12 protein-coding genes are annotated in these 12688 nt (G+C 63.9%); 9 read left to right on the plus strand and 3 right to left on the minus strand.

Annotated features, from left to right (window positions below; translation table 11 throughout):
• Positions 1-101: 101 nt before the first annotated feature.
• Positions 102-2162 carry a methionine--tRNA ligase gene (gene metG / locus DOM54_RS09755; protein WP_110716158.1) on the minus strand — a complete coding sequence of 687 codons (2061 nt, stop codon included), beginning with the start codon at positions 2160-2162 and terminating at the stop codon, positions 102-104.
• A 251-nt stretch (positions 2163-2413) separates the two neighbouring features.
• Here metG and DOM54_RS09760 point away from each other — a divergent pair, with 251 nt between their 5' ends.
• The 8 genes from DOM54_RS09760 (at position 2414) to DOM54_RS09795 (ending at position 9255) form a co-directional block, all read left to right on the plus strand.
• Positions 2414-2836: a DoxX family protein gene (locus tag DOM54_RS09760; protein WP_240613845.1), complete on the plus strand. Its 423-nt coding sequence runs from the start codon at positions 2414-2416 to the stop codon at positions 2834-2836.
• Entirely contained in the window at positions 2833-3174 is a 342-nt protein-coding gene (locus DOM54_RS09765; protein ID WP_110716159.1) for a DUF2845 domain-containing protein, read from the plus strand. Before DOM54_RS09760 ends, DOM54_RS09765 begins: the two co-directional genes overlap by 4 nt.
• A 113-nt stretch (positions 3175-3287) precedes the next feature.
• Entirely contained in the window at positions 3288-4217 is a 930-nt protein-coding gene (locus DOM54_RS09770) for an AEC family transporter (protein ID WP_110716160.1), read from the plus strand.
• 37 nt (positions 4218-4254) lie between these two features.
• On the plus strand, positions 4255-6642 hold the full coding sequence (locus DOM54_RS09775) for a DNA polymerase II (RefSeq protein ID WP_240613846.1): 2388 nt from the start codon (positions 4255-4257) through the stop codon (positions 6640-6642).
• 167 nt (positions 6643-6809) lie between these two features.
• Positions 6810-7079, plus strand: coding sequence for a hypothetical protein (locus DOM54_RS09780; RefSeq protein WP_110716162.1), 270 nt, complete (start codon positions 6810-6812; stop codon positions 7077-7079).
• A 223-nt stretch (positions 7080-7302) separates the two neighbouring features.
• A complete protein-coding gene (locus DOM54_RS09785) occupies positions 7303-8031 on the plus strand; it encodes a glutathione S-transferase (RefSeq protein WP_110716163.1) in 729 nt (242 codons plus the stop codon).
• 82 nt (positions 8032-8113) lie between these two features.
• Entirely contained in the window at positions 8114-8629 is a 516-nt protein-coding gene (luxS, locus tag DOM54_RS09790) for an S-ribosylhomocysteine lyase (protein ID WP_110716164.1), read from the plus strand.
• A 164-nt stretch (positions 8630-8793) separates the two neighbouring features.
• Positions 8794-9255, plus strand: coding sequence for a tellurite resistance TerB family protein (locus DOM54_RS09795; RefSeq protein ID WP_110708718.1), 462 nt, complete (start codon positions 8794-8796; stop codon positions 9253-9255).
• 7 nt (positions 9256-9262) lie between these two features.
• Here the strand turns inward: DOM54_RS09795 and DOM54_RS09800 are convergent, their stop codons facing one another.
• Together DOM54_RS09800 and DOM54_RS09805 are read right to left on the minus strand one after the other, a co-directional pair.
• Entirely contained in the window at positions 9263-10342 is a 1080-nt protein-coding gene (locus DOM54_RS09800; RefSeq protein ID WP_162619823.1) for a serine hydrolase, read from the minus strand.
• On the minus strand, positions 10339-11529 hold the full coding sequence (locus DOM54_RS09805) for a heparan-alpha-glucosaminide N-acetyltransferase domain-containing protein (RefSeq protein WP_240613847.1): 1191 nt from the start codon (positions 11527-11529) through the stop codon (positions 10339-10341). The genes DOM54_RS09800 and DOM54_RS09805 overlap by 4 nt, the downstream gene beginning before the upstream one ends.
• 184 nt (positions 11530-11713) lie before the next feature.
• On the opposite strand from DOM54_RS09805, the gene apbC reads away from it, so the two are divergent.
• Positions 11714-12517: an iron-sulfur cluster carrier protein ApbC gene (apbC, locus tag DOM54_RS09810; RefSeq protein ID WP_232822251.1), complete on the plus strand. Its 804-nt coding sequence runs from the start codon at positions 11714-11716 to the stop codon at positions 12515-12517.
• Positions 12518-12688: the final 171 nt, after the last annotated feature.

Consider the following 12688-nt stretch of genomic DNA (forward strand, 5'->3'; position numbering starts at 1 on the left):
CCATCTCGCAGCAGCAGACGGCTCGTCCGTGATCAACGCAAAGCGCGCGACCGGGGTCGCGCGCTCGTGGGCAAGGTGTCACGCTGGCCGGGGCCCGGTCTTCAGGTCACACGCTGACCCGGTTTGGCGCCGCTATCCGGCGACAGCAGAAAGATGCCGTCTTCATCGCCGGCGGCCATCACCATGCCTTCGGAGACGCCGAAGCGCATCTTGCGTGGCGCCAGGTTGGCGACCATCACCGTCAGCCGGCCTTCGAGCGCTTCCGGCGCGTAGGCCTTGCGAATACCGGAGAACACGGTGCGGGTCTCGCCACCGAGATCCAGGGTCAGCTTGAGCAGCTTGTTGGAGCCTTCGACGTACTCGGCTTTCTCGATCTTCGCGATCCGCATGTCGACCTTGATGAAATCGTCGAACGCGATCTCGTCGGCGATTGGTTCGATGGCGGGTGCGTCGTCTGACTCGGCATCGGCGGGGGCTTTTCCAGTCAGTTTCTTCTCCTCCTCGAGCACTTCCTTGGAAGACTCGATCATCGAATCGATCTTGTCGCTCTCGACCCGGGTCATCAGCGGCTTGAACTTCCCGATGGCGTGACTTCCGAGCACTTGTTGGCGACTCTCCCAGTGCAGGCTGTCGACCTGCAGGAAGACGCGAGCCTGCTCGGCCATTGCCGGTACCACCGGCTGCAGATAGACCATCAGCGTGCGGAACAGGTTGATGCCCACCGAGCAGATATCGATCACCTCCTGCTCGCGGCCGCCCTCCTTGGCCAGTACCCAGGGCGCCTTGTCGGCGATATAGGTGTTGGCCTCGTCGGCAAGCTCCATCACCTTGCGCATGGCGCGGCCGAATTCACGCGCTTCAAAATCGGCGGCGATCTCGTCACCGGCAGCGATGAACCTGGCGACGAGTTCCGGCGCCGCGCACGTCGCCGAGAGCTGGCCGTCGCCCAGCTTGTTGATGAAGCCGGCACAGCGGCTGGCGATGTTGACCACCTTGCCGACCAGGTCCGAGTTTACCCGCGCCGCGAAATCCTCGAGGTTGAGGTCGAGATCGTCGACCCGGGAGGTCAGTTTGGCGGCGAAGTAGTAGCGCAGGTATTCCGGATTGAGGTGCTCGGCGTAGGTCTGGGCCTTGATGAAGGTGCCGCGGGATTTCGACATCTTGGCCCCGTTAACGGTCACGAAACCGTGGCAGTTGACTCCTGTCGGCGTGCGCAGGCCGGCGCCTTCGAGCATCGCCGGCCAGAACAGGGCGTGGAAATAGACGATATCCTTGCCGATGAAATGATAGACCTCGGCGTTGGAGTCCGCCTTCCAGTAGCTGTCGAAATCGAGACCTTCGCGATCGCAGAGATTCTGGAAGCTCGCCAGGTAACCGATCGGCGCGTCCAGCCAGACGTAGAAATACTTGCCCGGCGCGTCGGGAATCTCGAAGCCGAAGTAGGGCGCGTCGCGGGAGATGTCCCACTCGTTGAGCCCAGCCTCGAACCACTCCTGCAGCTTGTTGGCGATCTGGGGCTGGACCCGGCCGGAGCGCGTCCACTGCTTCAGGAAGTCTTCGAAATTGGGCAGCTTGAAGAAGTAGTGGGTCGAGGTGCGCACTTCCGGCGTCGCACCGCTGATCGCCGACACCGGATTGATCAGCTCCGCCGGCGTGTAGGTACTGCCGCAGACTTCGCAGTTGTCGCCGTATTGGTCCTCGCTACCGCATTTCGGGCAGGTGCCCTTGATGAAACGATCGGCCAGGAACAGCCCCTTGACCGGATCGTACATCTGCTCGATGTCGCGGGTACTGATATGGCCGGCATCGCGCAGTGCGGTGTAGATGCGCTCGCTGTGGAGGCGGTTTTCCTCGGAATGGGTCGAGTGGTAGTTGTCGAAGGCCACGCCGAATCGAGCGAAGTCCGCCTGATGCTCCTCGCTGACCTTGGCAATCAACTGCTCGGAGGTGATCCCTTCCTGCTCGGCACGCAGCATGATCGCGGTGCCGTGGGCGTCGTCGGCGCAGACATAGTGGCACTCGTGGCCGCGGCTCTTCTGGAAGCGCACCCAGATATCGGTCTGGATGTACTCCAGCAGGTGGCCTAGGTGGATCGAGCCGTTGGCATACGGCAGCGCGCTGGTGACGAGGATCTGGCGCGAAAGCGAGGCGTTGTTCGACATGGCGACTGGAACATTCCCGTAACGAAACCCGCGGCGTACCGATGGCATCGACGCCACGGGATGGATAGGCTGAAAACTTGGTCGCCGATTGTAGCATCGATGGCTGGGGCTTTGCGTCTGGTGCGCGCGTGGAGATGGGCATTGCCAAGGTTGCATGCCGGTGGCTGCCTTCGGGGCGGGAGGGGGCGCTTCTGTTCTATGCTGCTGGTAATGGGCCGTCTTTCGCTCTGACTCTCCACCCTTTCATGGAGGTGATTCCCATCGCTCTCGATCATCCTGGCTGGCGTATTGCCGGGCTCTCTCTCGTCTTCATCTGGTTCGCCATCGGTGGAATCGGTCATTTCGTGATGCTGGACGCCTTTGCGTCAATCATTCCTCCGGGTCTGCCCTGGCCCGAAGCGGCGGTGCTGATCAGCGGATTCTTCGAGCTTTTGGGGGCCGTGGGCATCTTGCTGCCACGCTTTCGTGCGTTGGCTGGCTGGGGGCTGGTGGCGCTGACGATCTGCGTGACGCCGGCCAACGTCTACATGTGGCTGCACCCCGAGCTGTTCCCTCAGGTCCCGGAGTGGCTGCTATTCTGGCGGCTGCCGTTCCAGGTGTTTCTGCTGTTCTGCATCGTGGCCTCGACACAGAAGCGCCTGCCAGGTTTCACCACTGAGTCGCATGGCCAATGACCGTGGCGCGCTCGGGTTGTCGTGCAGGTATGCGGGGTGGCCGCCAGGCGACGTCGATCGGCTTGGTGATCCTGTTGCTGAGTGTCGCGAATCCGGTGATCGCGATGCGATGCCAGGATGGGCTGACCGCCAACGGCGATACCCCCGAACAGGTTCTGCGGAAGTGCGGGGCACCGGCATCGCGTGTGATCGAACTGCCGCAGCGGCGCGGCGGCCATGTCATCGAAGGCGCGGTAACCGTCGAGCGCTGGGTATATGGCCCCAGGTATGGCGCGCGCTACCTTCTGCGATTCGTGGCGGGAAAGCTGGTCGACGAGCGTCTAGCGCTCAGCCCCTGATGGCTGGCATGGCGGGCATTCGACCCCTTCGCTCCGGGCCGACCGACGGTACCTTCCAGTGTTACAGTTAGCGGCCAAACCGTTACCGCCGACTGTCGCTCAAGGAATCCCGGATGGCCGAAATCGATCTTTCCCAGTCACTCTGGATGCTGCTCTTCTTCGTGGCGCTGGGCTGGCTGGCGGCGCGACGGTTGAGGGTCGATCCGCGGCCGATAGCGACGCTGCTCGTCTACATCATTTCACCACTGACCTTCTTCCATGGCCTGACCCAGGGGCAGCCCAGCGCCGACAAGCTGGTCCTGACGGCCAGCGTGCTGTTGCTGGCGACTTGCCTTTGTATCATGGTCAACAGGGTGGCCAGCCGCTTCTTTGCCGAACAGGAGCGGGCACTGCTGGCCTTTTCCGCTGGTACCGGCAACACGGGCTACTTCGGTTTCCCGATCGCGCTGGTGCTGCTGCCGCCGGAGGGGGTGACGCTCTATCTCTTCTGCATGCTGGGCGTTTCCCTCTACGAGTTCACGGTGGGCTTCTATGTCAGCGCCCGGGGACGTTTCTCGGTGAAAGAGAGCCTCGCCCGGTTGGCAAGGCTGCCGCTGATCTACGCCTTCGCCGCCGGCATGCTGGTCAGCGCGCTGGGCTGGCAGGTGCCGGATGTCGTTGCGGATGGGCTCGACTACTTCAAGTATTGCTTCACGGTGCTGGGAATGATGATCATCGGCATGACGCTGGGACGCGTGACGTGGCGGGAGTTAGACCTGCGTTTCGTTGCCGGCTGCGTGGGGGTGCGCTTTGTCGTCTGGCCGCTGGCGACGCTATTGATGGTGCTGCTGCTGCGGATGAGCGTGGGAATCTCGGACTCGCTGGCGCTGGCCTTTCTGCTCATCGGCGCCGTCCCCATGGCCGCCAATGTCGTGGTCATCGCCATGGAACTGGAGATTCGTCCCGAGAAGGGCGCCATCGCCGTGCTGATCACCACACTGGCTGCGCCCTTGCTGATACCGGTCTATCTCGGGTTCGCGTTGCCGTGGGTGCTCTCCTTCTGAGTGCTCTTCGAACGGAATGGGACGGATATCGATCGACGTGCAATCGAACAGCGTGACCCAACGGGGCTTCATCCTGACCCGGCATTGGCAGGATACGCCGACCGGTACCGAGGTATCGCTTTGGCTGGCCACCGATGACGGGCCGAAATGGGTGCGCCTGCCGCCACAGACATCGGTGGCTTTCGTCCCGGCCGATCAGCGCGAGAGGGCCGAACGCTCGATTCGCCAGGAGCGCGATGTCGAACTGCGTGAGCTCGATCTGAAGGACTTCGATCACCGTCCGGTGCTCGGCCTCTATTGTCGGCAGCATCGTCAGCTGATGAACCTGGAACGACGTCTCGCCGACGTCGGTGTCGAGCTGTTCGAGGCCGATATCCGGCCACCGGACCGCTATCTGATGGAGCGCTTCATCACCGCACCGGTCGAGGTGGTGGCGACCCAGGCGGCCGACGGTTCCCTGATCGATGCCCAACTGAGGCCGGCGCCGGACTATCGGCCGCAGTTGGCGCTTTGCTCGCTGGATATCGAGACCAGCGAGCGCGGCGAGCTCTACTCGATTGGCCTGCACGGCTGCGGCCAGCGCATCGTCTACATGCTGGGCCCGCCGGCAGGGGCGGGCAGCGAGGCGGATCGCGAGCGCGACTTCGAGCTGGTCTACTGCGACTCCCGCGCCGACCTGCTGCACGCGCTGAACGCCTGGTTCGCGCGCTTCGACCCGGATGCGATCATCGGCTGGAGCGTGATTCAGTTCGACCTGCGCCAGTTGCAGCGTCACGCCGACCGCCTGAATGTCGTCTTGCGGCTGGGGCGAGGCGGAGCGCCGGTCGAGTGGCGGGCCCATGGCCACCAGCCCAACCACTATTTCGTCACCATTCCGGGGCGGCTGGCGATCGACGGTATCGAAGCGCTACGCTCGGCGACCTGGAGCTTTCCCTCCTTCAGCCTCGAAAACGTCGCCCAGACCCTGCTGGGCGAGGGCAAGGCGATCGATAATCCCTACCAGCGCATGGCCGACATCAATCGAATGTTCGCTGGGGACAAGCCAGCGCTCGCCCGCTACAACCTCAAGGATTGCGAGCTGGTGACGCGGATCTTCGCGCATACCCGGATCATCGACTTCCTGCTCGAGCGGGCCAGCGTCACCGGGCTCTCCGCCGATCGCAGCGGTGGTTCCGTCGCGGCGTTTTCGCATCTCTATCTGCCGCGCATGCACCGGCTCGGCTTCGTTGCCCCGACGCTGGGCAGTCGCGATGGCGACGACAGCCCGGGTGGCTATGTGATGGATTCGCGCCCGGGACTCTACGACTCGGTGCTGGTGCTCGATTTCAAGAGCCTCTATCCCTCGATCATCCGCTCTTTTCTGATCGACCCGGTGGGGCTGGTCGAGGGGCTAGCCGATCCCACGCCCGATAAGGCCGTGCCCGGTTTCCTGGGAGCTTGTTTCTCACGCACCCGGCATGCGCTGCCGGCGATCGTGGCGCAAGTGTGGGAGGGGCGCGAGGCGGCCAAGCGCGAGGGCAACGCGCCGCTGGCCCAGGCGTTGAAGATCATCATGAACGCCTTCTATGGCGTGCTCGGCTCGCGGGGCTGCCGCTTCTTCGACCCGCGACTGGCCTCCTCGATCACCATGCGCGGCCACCAGATCATGCGCCGTACCCGGGAGTTGATCGAAGATGAGGGTTATACCGTTATCTACGGTGATACCGATTCGACGTTCGTGTGGTTGGGCGGGGCGCACGAGGCCGACGCCGCGAACACGATCGGCAGTCGGCTGGTGGCCAAGGTCAACAGCTGGTGGCAGCGCCATCTGCAAGAGGCGTTCCAGCTCGACAGCGCCCTGGAACTTCAGTTCGAGACGCACTTCAGCCGCTTCTTGATGCCGACCATTCGCGGTGCCGAGGAGGGCAGCAAGAAACGCTATGCCGGCCTGGTCCGCGAGGCGGACGGCAGCGAACGGCTGGTGTTCAAGGGGCTGGAGTCGGTGCGCGCCGACTGGTCGCCGCTGGCAAGGACATTCCAGCGCGAACTCTACCGGCGGATTTTCGCTGGTGAACCCTACCGTGAGTACGTGCGCGAGATCGTGCGTCTGACCCTGGCCGGGGAGAACGACGATCAACTGGTGTATCGCAAGCGACTCAGGCGCAAGCTGGACGACTACCAGCGCAATGTTCCGCCCCACGTGCGCGCGGCACGCCTGGCCGACGCATTCAATCGCCAGATGGCGCGCCCGCTCCAGTACCAGAATGGCGGCTGGATACGCTACGTGATCACGGTCGCCGGCCCGGAGCCGCTGGAGAATCGGCGTTCGACGATCGACTATGAACACTACGTCAGTCGTCAGTTGCAACCGGTCGCCGACGGCATCCTGCCGTTCGTGGGCGAGGATTTCGAAAAGCTCACCGGTCGCCAACTGGGGCTTTTCTGAACGTCCTCGATGCCCTGCCCCCGCCGGAGGCCGTTGACGCCAGATGCCAATTGACAGCCTTCGGCCGCGGTGCTAAATACGCGCTGCCGGCAATCGTGCCGGTGCTGCGCCAGGCAACCGGGCACGTGGGTGCGCGGTGCCGGGTGCCCCTCGAGGAATCATTCACGATGGCATTTCGCCGTATTCTGATGGCGTCCGGTTTGGTCGTGGCGATGGCCGGTTGCGCCTCCAACACCTTTGCGCCCAATTACCAGTCGAACAATACCGATGTCCTGCGAATCGGTGGCGAGCGCCCCGACGCCGCTGCCCCAGCCGTCGAGGATCTCGGCTCGTTCTGTGTCCAGACCACCCAACAATGGAACGATCAGGGCAAAACGCCGGACGGTCAGCGTCTGTGGGTGAAGAGCACGCTGCGCCAGGCGGTGGCGTGTCGCTGAGCCACTGAGTCTTCGGCCTTCGGTCGGCTGCTCGCGGGTCGTCGCCAGCGGCACGGTACAAGAGGCTCGAACCCTAACGGGTTCGAGCTTTTTTTGGCCTATGCTGAGGGGCGTGCTCGATCGGTGGATCACGCTCGCCTGGGGTTGTCTGCCGACGATCGCGTCGCCATGTACCCAACAGCCGGCACGCACGCGAACGGTGCCGAAGAGGGGAGGGAAACGGATGACCTACGAGCTCTACTACTGGCCGGGCATTCCCGGGCGTGGTGAATTCGTCCGCCTGGCGCTGGAGGATGCCGGCGCGGATTATATCGATGTCGGCAAGCGGTCTTCCGACAAGGGTGGGGGCGCGGGTGCCGTCAGTGAATTCATCCACGGTAGCGACCTGGGGCAGCCGCATTTCGCGCCGCCGGTGTTGAAGGCCGGCGGACTCGTCATTTCCCACGTCGCCAACATTCTGCAGTTTCTTGGCCCCCGGTTGGGGCTGGTGCCGGAGGATGAGTCCGCCCGTGTCTGGGCCAACGGACTGCAGTTGACGCTGACGGATTTCGTCGCCGAGATCCACGATACCCATCACCCGATTGGCAGCTCGCTCTACTACGAGGATCAGCAGGACGAGGCGAAACGACGTGCCAGGGTCTTCGTGCAGGAGCGGCTACCCAAGTTCCTCTACTATTTCGAACGTGTGCTGGCCGTCAACGCCGGTAACGAAGCCTACCTGGTGGGAACGGCGCACAGCTATGTCGATTTGTCGCTGTTCCAGGTGGTGACGGGGCTGCGTTATGCGTTTCCGCGGGCGATGGAGAGACTGGAACCGGAAATACCGGCAGTGACCGCACTGGTCGATCGTGTCAGTCAACGACCGACGCTCTCCGCCTATCTCACCTCGGATCGACGGCTCGATTTCAACCAGGGCGGCATATTCCGTCATTACCCCGAACTGGACGGGTGAGCGCGAGGCGCCGGCGCATGACAGCGCCGGTTAGCGTGCTAAAGTAGGTACCTGTCCGGACACGTCAACAAGGAGGCAAGGTATGCCATTACTCGACAGCTTCATGGTCGACCACACCAAGATGAATGCACCGGCGGTGCGGGTCGCCAAACAGATGAAGACGCCGGGCGGTGACAACATCACCGTCTACGACCTGCGCTTCTGCATTCCCAACGAAGAGATTCTGTCCGAGCGGGGCATTCACACCCTCGAGCATCTCTTCGCGGGTTTCATGCGCCAGCATCTCAATGGCGACGGCGTCGAGATCATCGACATCTCGCCGATGGGCTGCCGTACCGGGTTCTACATGAGCCTGATCGGACAGGTCGACGAAGCCACCGTGGGCGCGGCCTGGAACGCCGCGATGGAAGACGTGCTGGCGCTGAGGGACCAGAAGTCGATTCCCGAACTCAACATCTATCAGTGTGGCACGGCGGAGATGCACTCCCTCGATGAAGCGCAGCAGATCGCCAGGAACGTGACCACCCGCGGGATCGGCGTCAACTCCAACAGCGAACTCAAGCTGACCGAGGAGTTTCTCGCCGCCCACGGGACGTGACGAGCTCGCCTTCCGGCCCGTCGCGAGAGTGCTGACAACGTATCGGACCCGCAGCCCTGGCTGCGGGTTTTTTCGTCGGCGCGACCCGTCCGGAAGAACCTTTGGGGCAATCGGTGTCAAAACGTTACCCGATTGTTCGCCGTTCATCGCAGGGGGATTGACCAATGCTCGATACCGTTCAGCAGTTCTTTCAACGCGTTCTCGCCACGCCGCAGTCCGACAGCCGAGACGTGATCACGACGCAACTGGCGGTCGCCGCGCTGTTGAGCGAGATTCTTCGCGCCGACTACGAAACCGATCCCGAAGAGCTGGCCATGTTGCGTCGGATGCTGATGACGCAGTTTTCGCTGGACGAGGTCGCCGTCGACGAACTGGTCGAGCAGGCGCAGCGGCAGGTCGATGAGGCCGTGGACCACTTTCAGTACGTCTCGCTGCTCAACGAGCGCTACGACTACGATCAGCGTGTCGCGCTGATTGCCGCGATGTGGCGTCTGGCCTACGCCGACCATGAGCTGGCGGCCCTGGAGGAGCACCGGATTCGCCGCCTGGCCGATCTGCTCTATGTGACCCACAGTGACTTCATTCGCACCAAGCTGGCGGTGCAGGAGGAACTGAAGCGGGGGTGACGGAAATTCACTGGTCTTCCGCGGAGTCCTCGCGCGCCAGCACGCCGCTGGATTCGACCGCGCGACCGATGGCCTGGAAGGTGCGGTCGGCCTCCCGCCGCGAGGGCGCGCCGCGCAGGCAACTGACGACGACAACCGCACCCGGTGTCCCGGGGGCGAGGATGCCGGCATCGCAGAAGCGTGCATACTGGGTTCCGGTTTTCTGGGCAAAGGGCCACTGCCGCTGAAACCCGGCGGATAGGCGCCGATGGCCCGTGTCGGCGCGCTGCATGATCGATAGCAGGGTGGCGGTGGCTGCGGCGGGCAGCGCCTCGCCCTTGCCGATCCTCTCCAGCATGTCCGCGTATCGATCCAGCCTACCCGAGTTGAGCCCTGTCGCGTAATAGCGCTGGTAGGCCGCGGCGAGATCGAGCGCTGGAAATTGCTCCCGTCGGCTATCGGTCAACTGGGCGAGCCGGGTCAGGCGCGGTTCGCCGAAGTCGGCCTGTCGCAGGTCGATCAGTTGCCTGCCGGTCAGCGATTGTGCCCTGGGCGTGAAGACGCCGTAGAGATGCCGCCTCACGTCGATCAGAGTGGTAATCGGGCCGATTCCTTCGTCCATCAACGATCTCGCCCGGCGATTGACCGCTTCTAGTCCCACCCGTCTCATCAACATGTCGGTCGCGGTGTTGTCGCTGTCGATCAGCATTCGCTCGAGCAGGGTCCGCAGGGAGATCCTGGTGCCGGGAGCGGCCCAGTTGGTGGCGCCCGCGCCGTCGACGTAGTCGCTGGCGTGGAGTGTCATGGTGTCATCGAGATCGGCACCGTCCCTTGAGATCCGGTTGAGCAGCTCCACCGCCACCGGTACCTTGACCAGCGAGGCCCAATACCAGCGCTCCGCGTCGCGCCATCCGACTCGTTCTCCGTCATCGAGTCGACGAACGTGAACGCCTATCTCCCCGGTGCCCGTGCGGTCGTGATAGCGCTGATCGATCACCGCCAGCTGCTTCTCGATCCGAGCCTGCCAGGCGTCGGCCAAGGTCGGTGGCGCCCAGATCAGGACGCTGAGGCACCCGATCAGTACCCGTCGTCGGCGATGAGGGATCATGAAGCGCCCCGTCTCGATGTCAGCCAGTGGACCAGTCGGATCCATCCGGCCGTGGCGACGATCAGGGCCAGCGTCAGGCCGAGAGCCGTCGAGTAGTCGATGTTGTGCCAGTAGCCGAGCGCGATGCGGAACAGCAGGAAGATCACGCTGATATGGAAGATGAACGCCTGCAGGGCATCGCTGCCGATCAGGGTCACCGGCCTGAGCCATGTCGCCAGCGTCTTTCCGCCGACCACGGCGATTGCCAGCAGCGCCAGAGCCCCACCGACGCTGAACAGCATGAAGTCGAGGGCCGGCGGGTGCTTTCCAACGTTACGGGCCAGGGCCGCAAGGGTGTCGTCGAGGGTGGGCAGCGCGAGCCAGAAGAACAGCGCGAACAGCGTTGTAGAGGCGACGACGAGCGAGGCGATCAGGACCCGTCGAACAGCGGGGCTGGCGAAGCCGTAGAGCATCCACTCCCCGATCAGCAGGCCCAGCAGTACCAGAGGGCCGCGGGTCAGCTGCCCCCAGACGTAGTAGTCCTGGTGCTCGACGACCAGCGCCTGTAGCTGCGGCAGCTCCCAGAAATCGAACTCGCGAGCGAGCCAGAGGCCGAATCCGGCCAGCAGGATCGGGCTGGCCAGTCGGAGCCAGCCGGGAAATCGCTTCCATGCGGAGAGGAACCACGGCATCCAGAGCAGGGCGATGGCGTAGAAACCGAGTATCTCGACGAAGCTCGGAAAGCGCTGGTACCGAAGCGCGTCGAGGATATCCGCCGTCGGATAGAGGTGGCTCATCTCGACGATCGTGAGGATCTTGTACCAGATCCAGACGACCACGCCCCGCTTGATCAGGCCCCAGCGTCGGCGTGGCCAGTCCGGCTCTCCCACGCGGGGCAGGAAGACCACGGCCAGGGCGATACCGAACACGATCACGAACAGCGAGGAGGAAAACTTGGTGACCAGATGAATCGGCACGATGCCCCAGTCGGGGAACTGATCGAATGGCAGCAGCCCCTTGATGCCGTGGCTCAGGATCATCAGCACGACGGCGAAACCACGGGCCAGGTCGATGGCGTCGATCCGGCCGTCGGCCATTGGCGCCGCGAACGGGGCTCGCCACCAGGGAGTGGCGGGCGAGGGCATTACGGCGGAAGAGGTCGCGGTGGCGTGAGCCGCGGATTGGCCAGCGAGCGTCGTGGGGCACATCCCTGTGTCTCCAGGCTGTCACGGGGCGCCCGAGCGCGGGCGGGTCTCGGGTTACTCTACCACCTGCCCGCCGGTACTGCTGGCGTGGCGCGCCAGCAATTCCGACCGCGCCGCTAGGGTATCGGCCCCACGTCTCGTTATACTGGGCGCCAAATCATGGTGTGACCGTTGCAAGGAGAGATTCGTGATCGAGGGCATCAAGCATATCGTGGCCGTCGCTTCCGGCAAGGGCGGGGTCGGCAAGTCGACCGTCACCGCCAATCTGGCGCTGGCCATGGCGGCGGAGGGCTACCGCGTGGGCCTTCTCGACGCCGATATCTACGGTCCCAGCCAGGCCCGAATGCTGGGCCTGCCGGAGAATACCCGGCCCGAAGTGATCGACGAGAAGAGCATGAAGCCGGTGATGGCGCACGGCATCCAGGCGATGTCGATGGCGTTCATGGTCGACATCAATCAGCCCATGGTGTGGCGGGGGCCGATGGTTTCCGGTGCCTTCCAGCAGTTGCTCAACCAGACGCTGTGGGACGATCTCGATTTTCTGTTCATCGACATGCCGCCGGGCACCGGCGACATCCAGTTGACGCTGGCGCAGAAGGTGCCGGTGGACGGCGCGGTGATCGTCACCACGCCGCAGGACATCGCGCTGCTCGACGCCCGCAAGGGCATCGAGATGTTTCGCAAGGTCAATGTGCCGGTGCTGGGCGTGGTCGAGAACATGAGCCTGCACACCTGTTCGAACTGCGGCCACAGCGAGCCGATCTTCGGTGCCGGTGGGGGCGAGCGCATTGCCGAGCAGTACGACACCCAGTTGCTGGGCCAGCTTCCACTGCAGCTGTCGATCCGCGAGCAGGCCGATGGTGGCAAGCCCAGCGTGGTGGCCGAGCCGGATGGTGAGGTCGCCGCCACGTTTCGTGCCATGGCGCGCGCGGTCGTCAGCGGTGTCGCCGGGCAGGATACCGGTGGGCCCTCGATCTCGTTCAGCGACTGATCCCGGCCAGCGCACGAGCCGTCGCCAGCCTCGTTCGGACGGGGTTGGCGCGCGCCGCGGAGACGCGTCTTGCCGCCATTTTTCGCGGCCGGCCAGCCTGAATGCTGTTTTCGGACGCGTCGTTTCCTTCACGGAAGCGGGCCGCTATCATGTCGCCCACCGAGAAGTTTC

It is taken from the genome of Salinicola acroporae (genome assembly GCF_003206615.1).
In the GTDB taxonomy this organism is placed as follows: Bacteria; Pseudomonadota; Gammaproteobacteria; order Pseudomonadales; family Halomonadaceae; genus Salinicola; species Salinicola acroporae.

What these genes read in the sequence shown, in the direction of transcription:
- DOM54_RS09785 (WP_110716163.1), top strand. Translation starts at nt 7,303, where the DNA reads ATGACCTACGAGCTCTACTACTGGCCGGGCATTCCCGGGCGTGGTGAA.
- DOM54_RS09800 (WP_162619823.1), bottom strand. Translation starts at nt 10,342, where the DNA reads ATGATCCCTCATCGCCGACGACGGGTACTGATCGGGTGCCTCAGCGTC.
- metG (WP_110716158.1), bottom strand. Translation starts at nt 2,162, where the DNA reads ATGTCGAACAACGCCTCGCTTTCGCGCCAGATCCTCGTCACCAGCGCG.
- luxS (WP_110716164.1), top strand. Translation starts at nt 8,114, where the DNA reads ATGCCATTACTCGACAGCTTCATGGTCGACCACACCAAGATGAATGCA.
- DOM54_RS09805 (WP_240613847.1), bottom strand. Translation starts at nt 11,529, where the DNA reads ATGTGCCCCACGACGCTCGCTGGCCAATCCGCGGCTCACGCCACCGCG.
- DOM54_RS09780 (WP_110716162.1), top strand. Translation starts at nt 6,810, where the DNA reads ATGGCATTTCGCCGTATTCTGATGGCGTCCGGTTTGGTCGTGGCGATG.
- DOM54_RS09770 (WP_110716160.1), top strand. Translation starts at nt 3,288, where the DNA reads ATGGCCGAAATCGATCTTTCCCAGTCACTCTGGATGCTGCTCTTCTTC.
- DOM54_RS09795 (WP_110708718.1), top strand. Translation starts at nt 8,794, where the DNA reads ATGCTCGATACCGTTCAGCAGTTCTTTCAACGCGTTCTCGCCACGCCG.
- DOM54_RS09765 (WP_110716159.1), top strand. Translation starts at nt 2,833, where the DNA reads ATGACCGTGGCGCGCTCGGGTTGTCGTGCAGGTATGCGGGGTGGCCGC.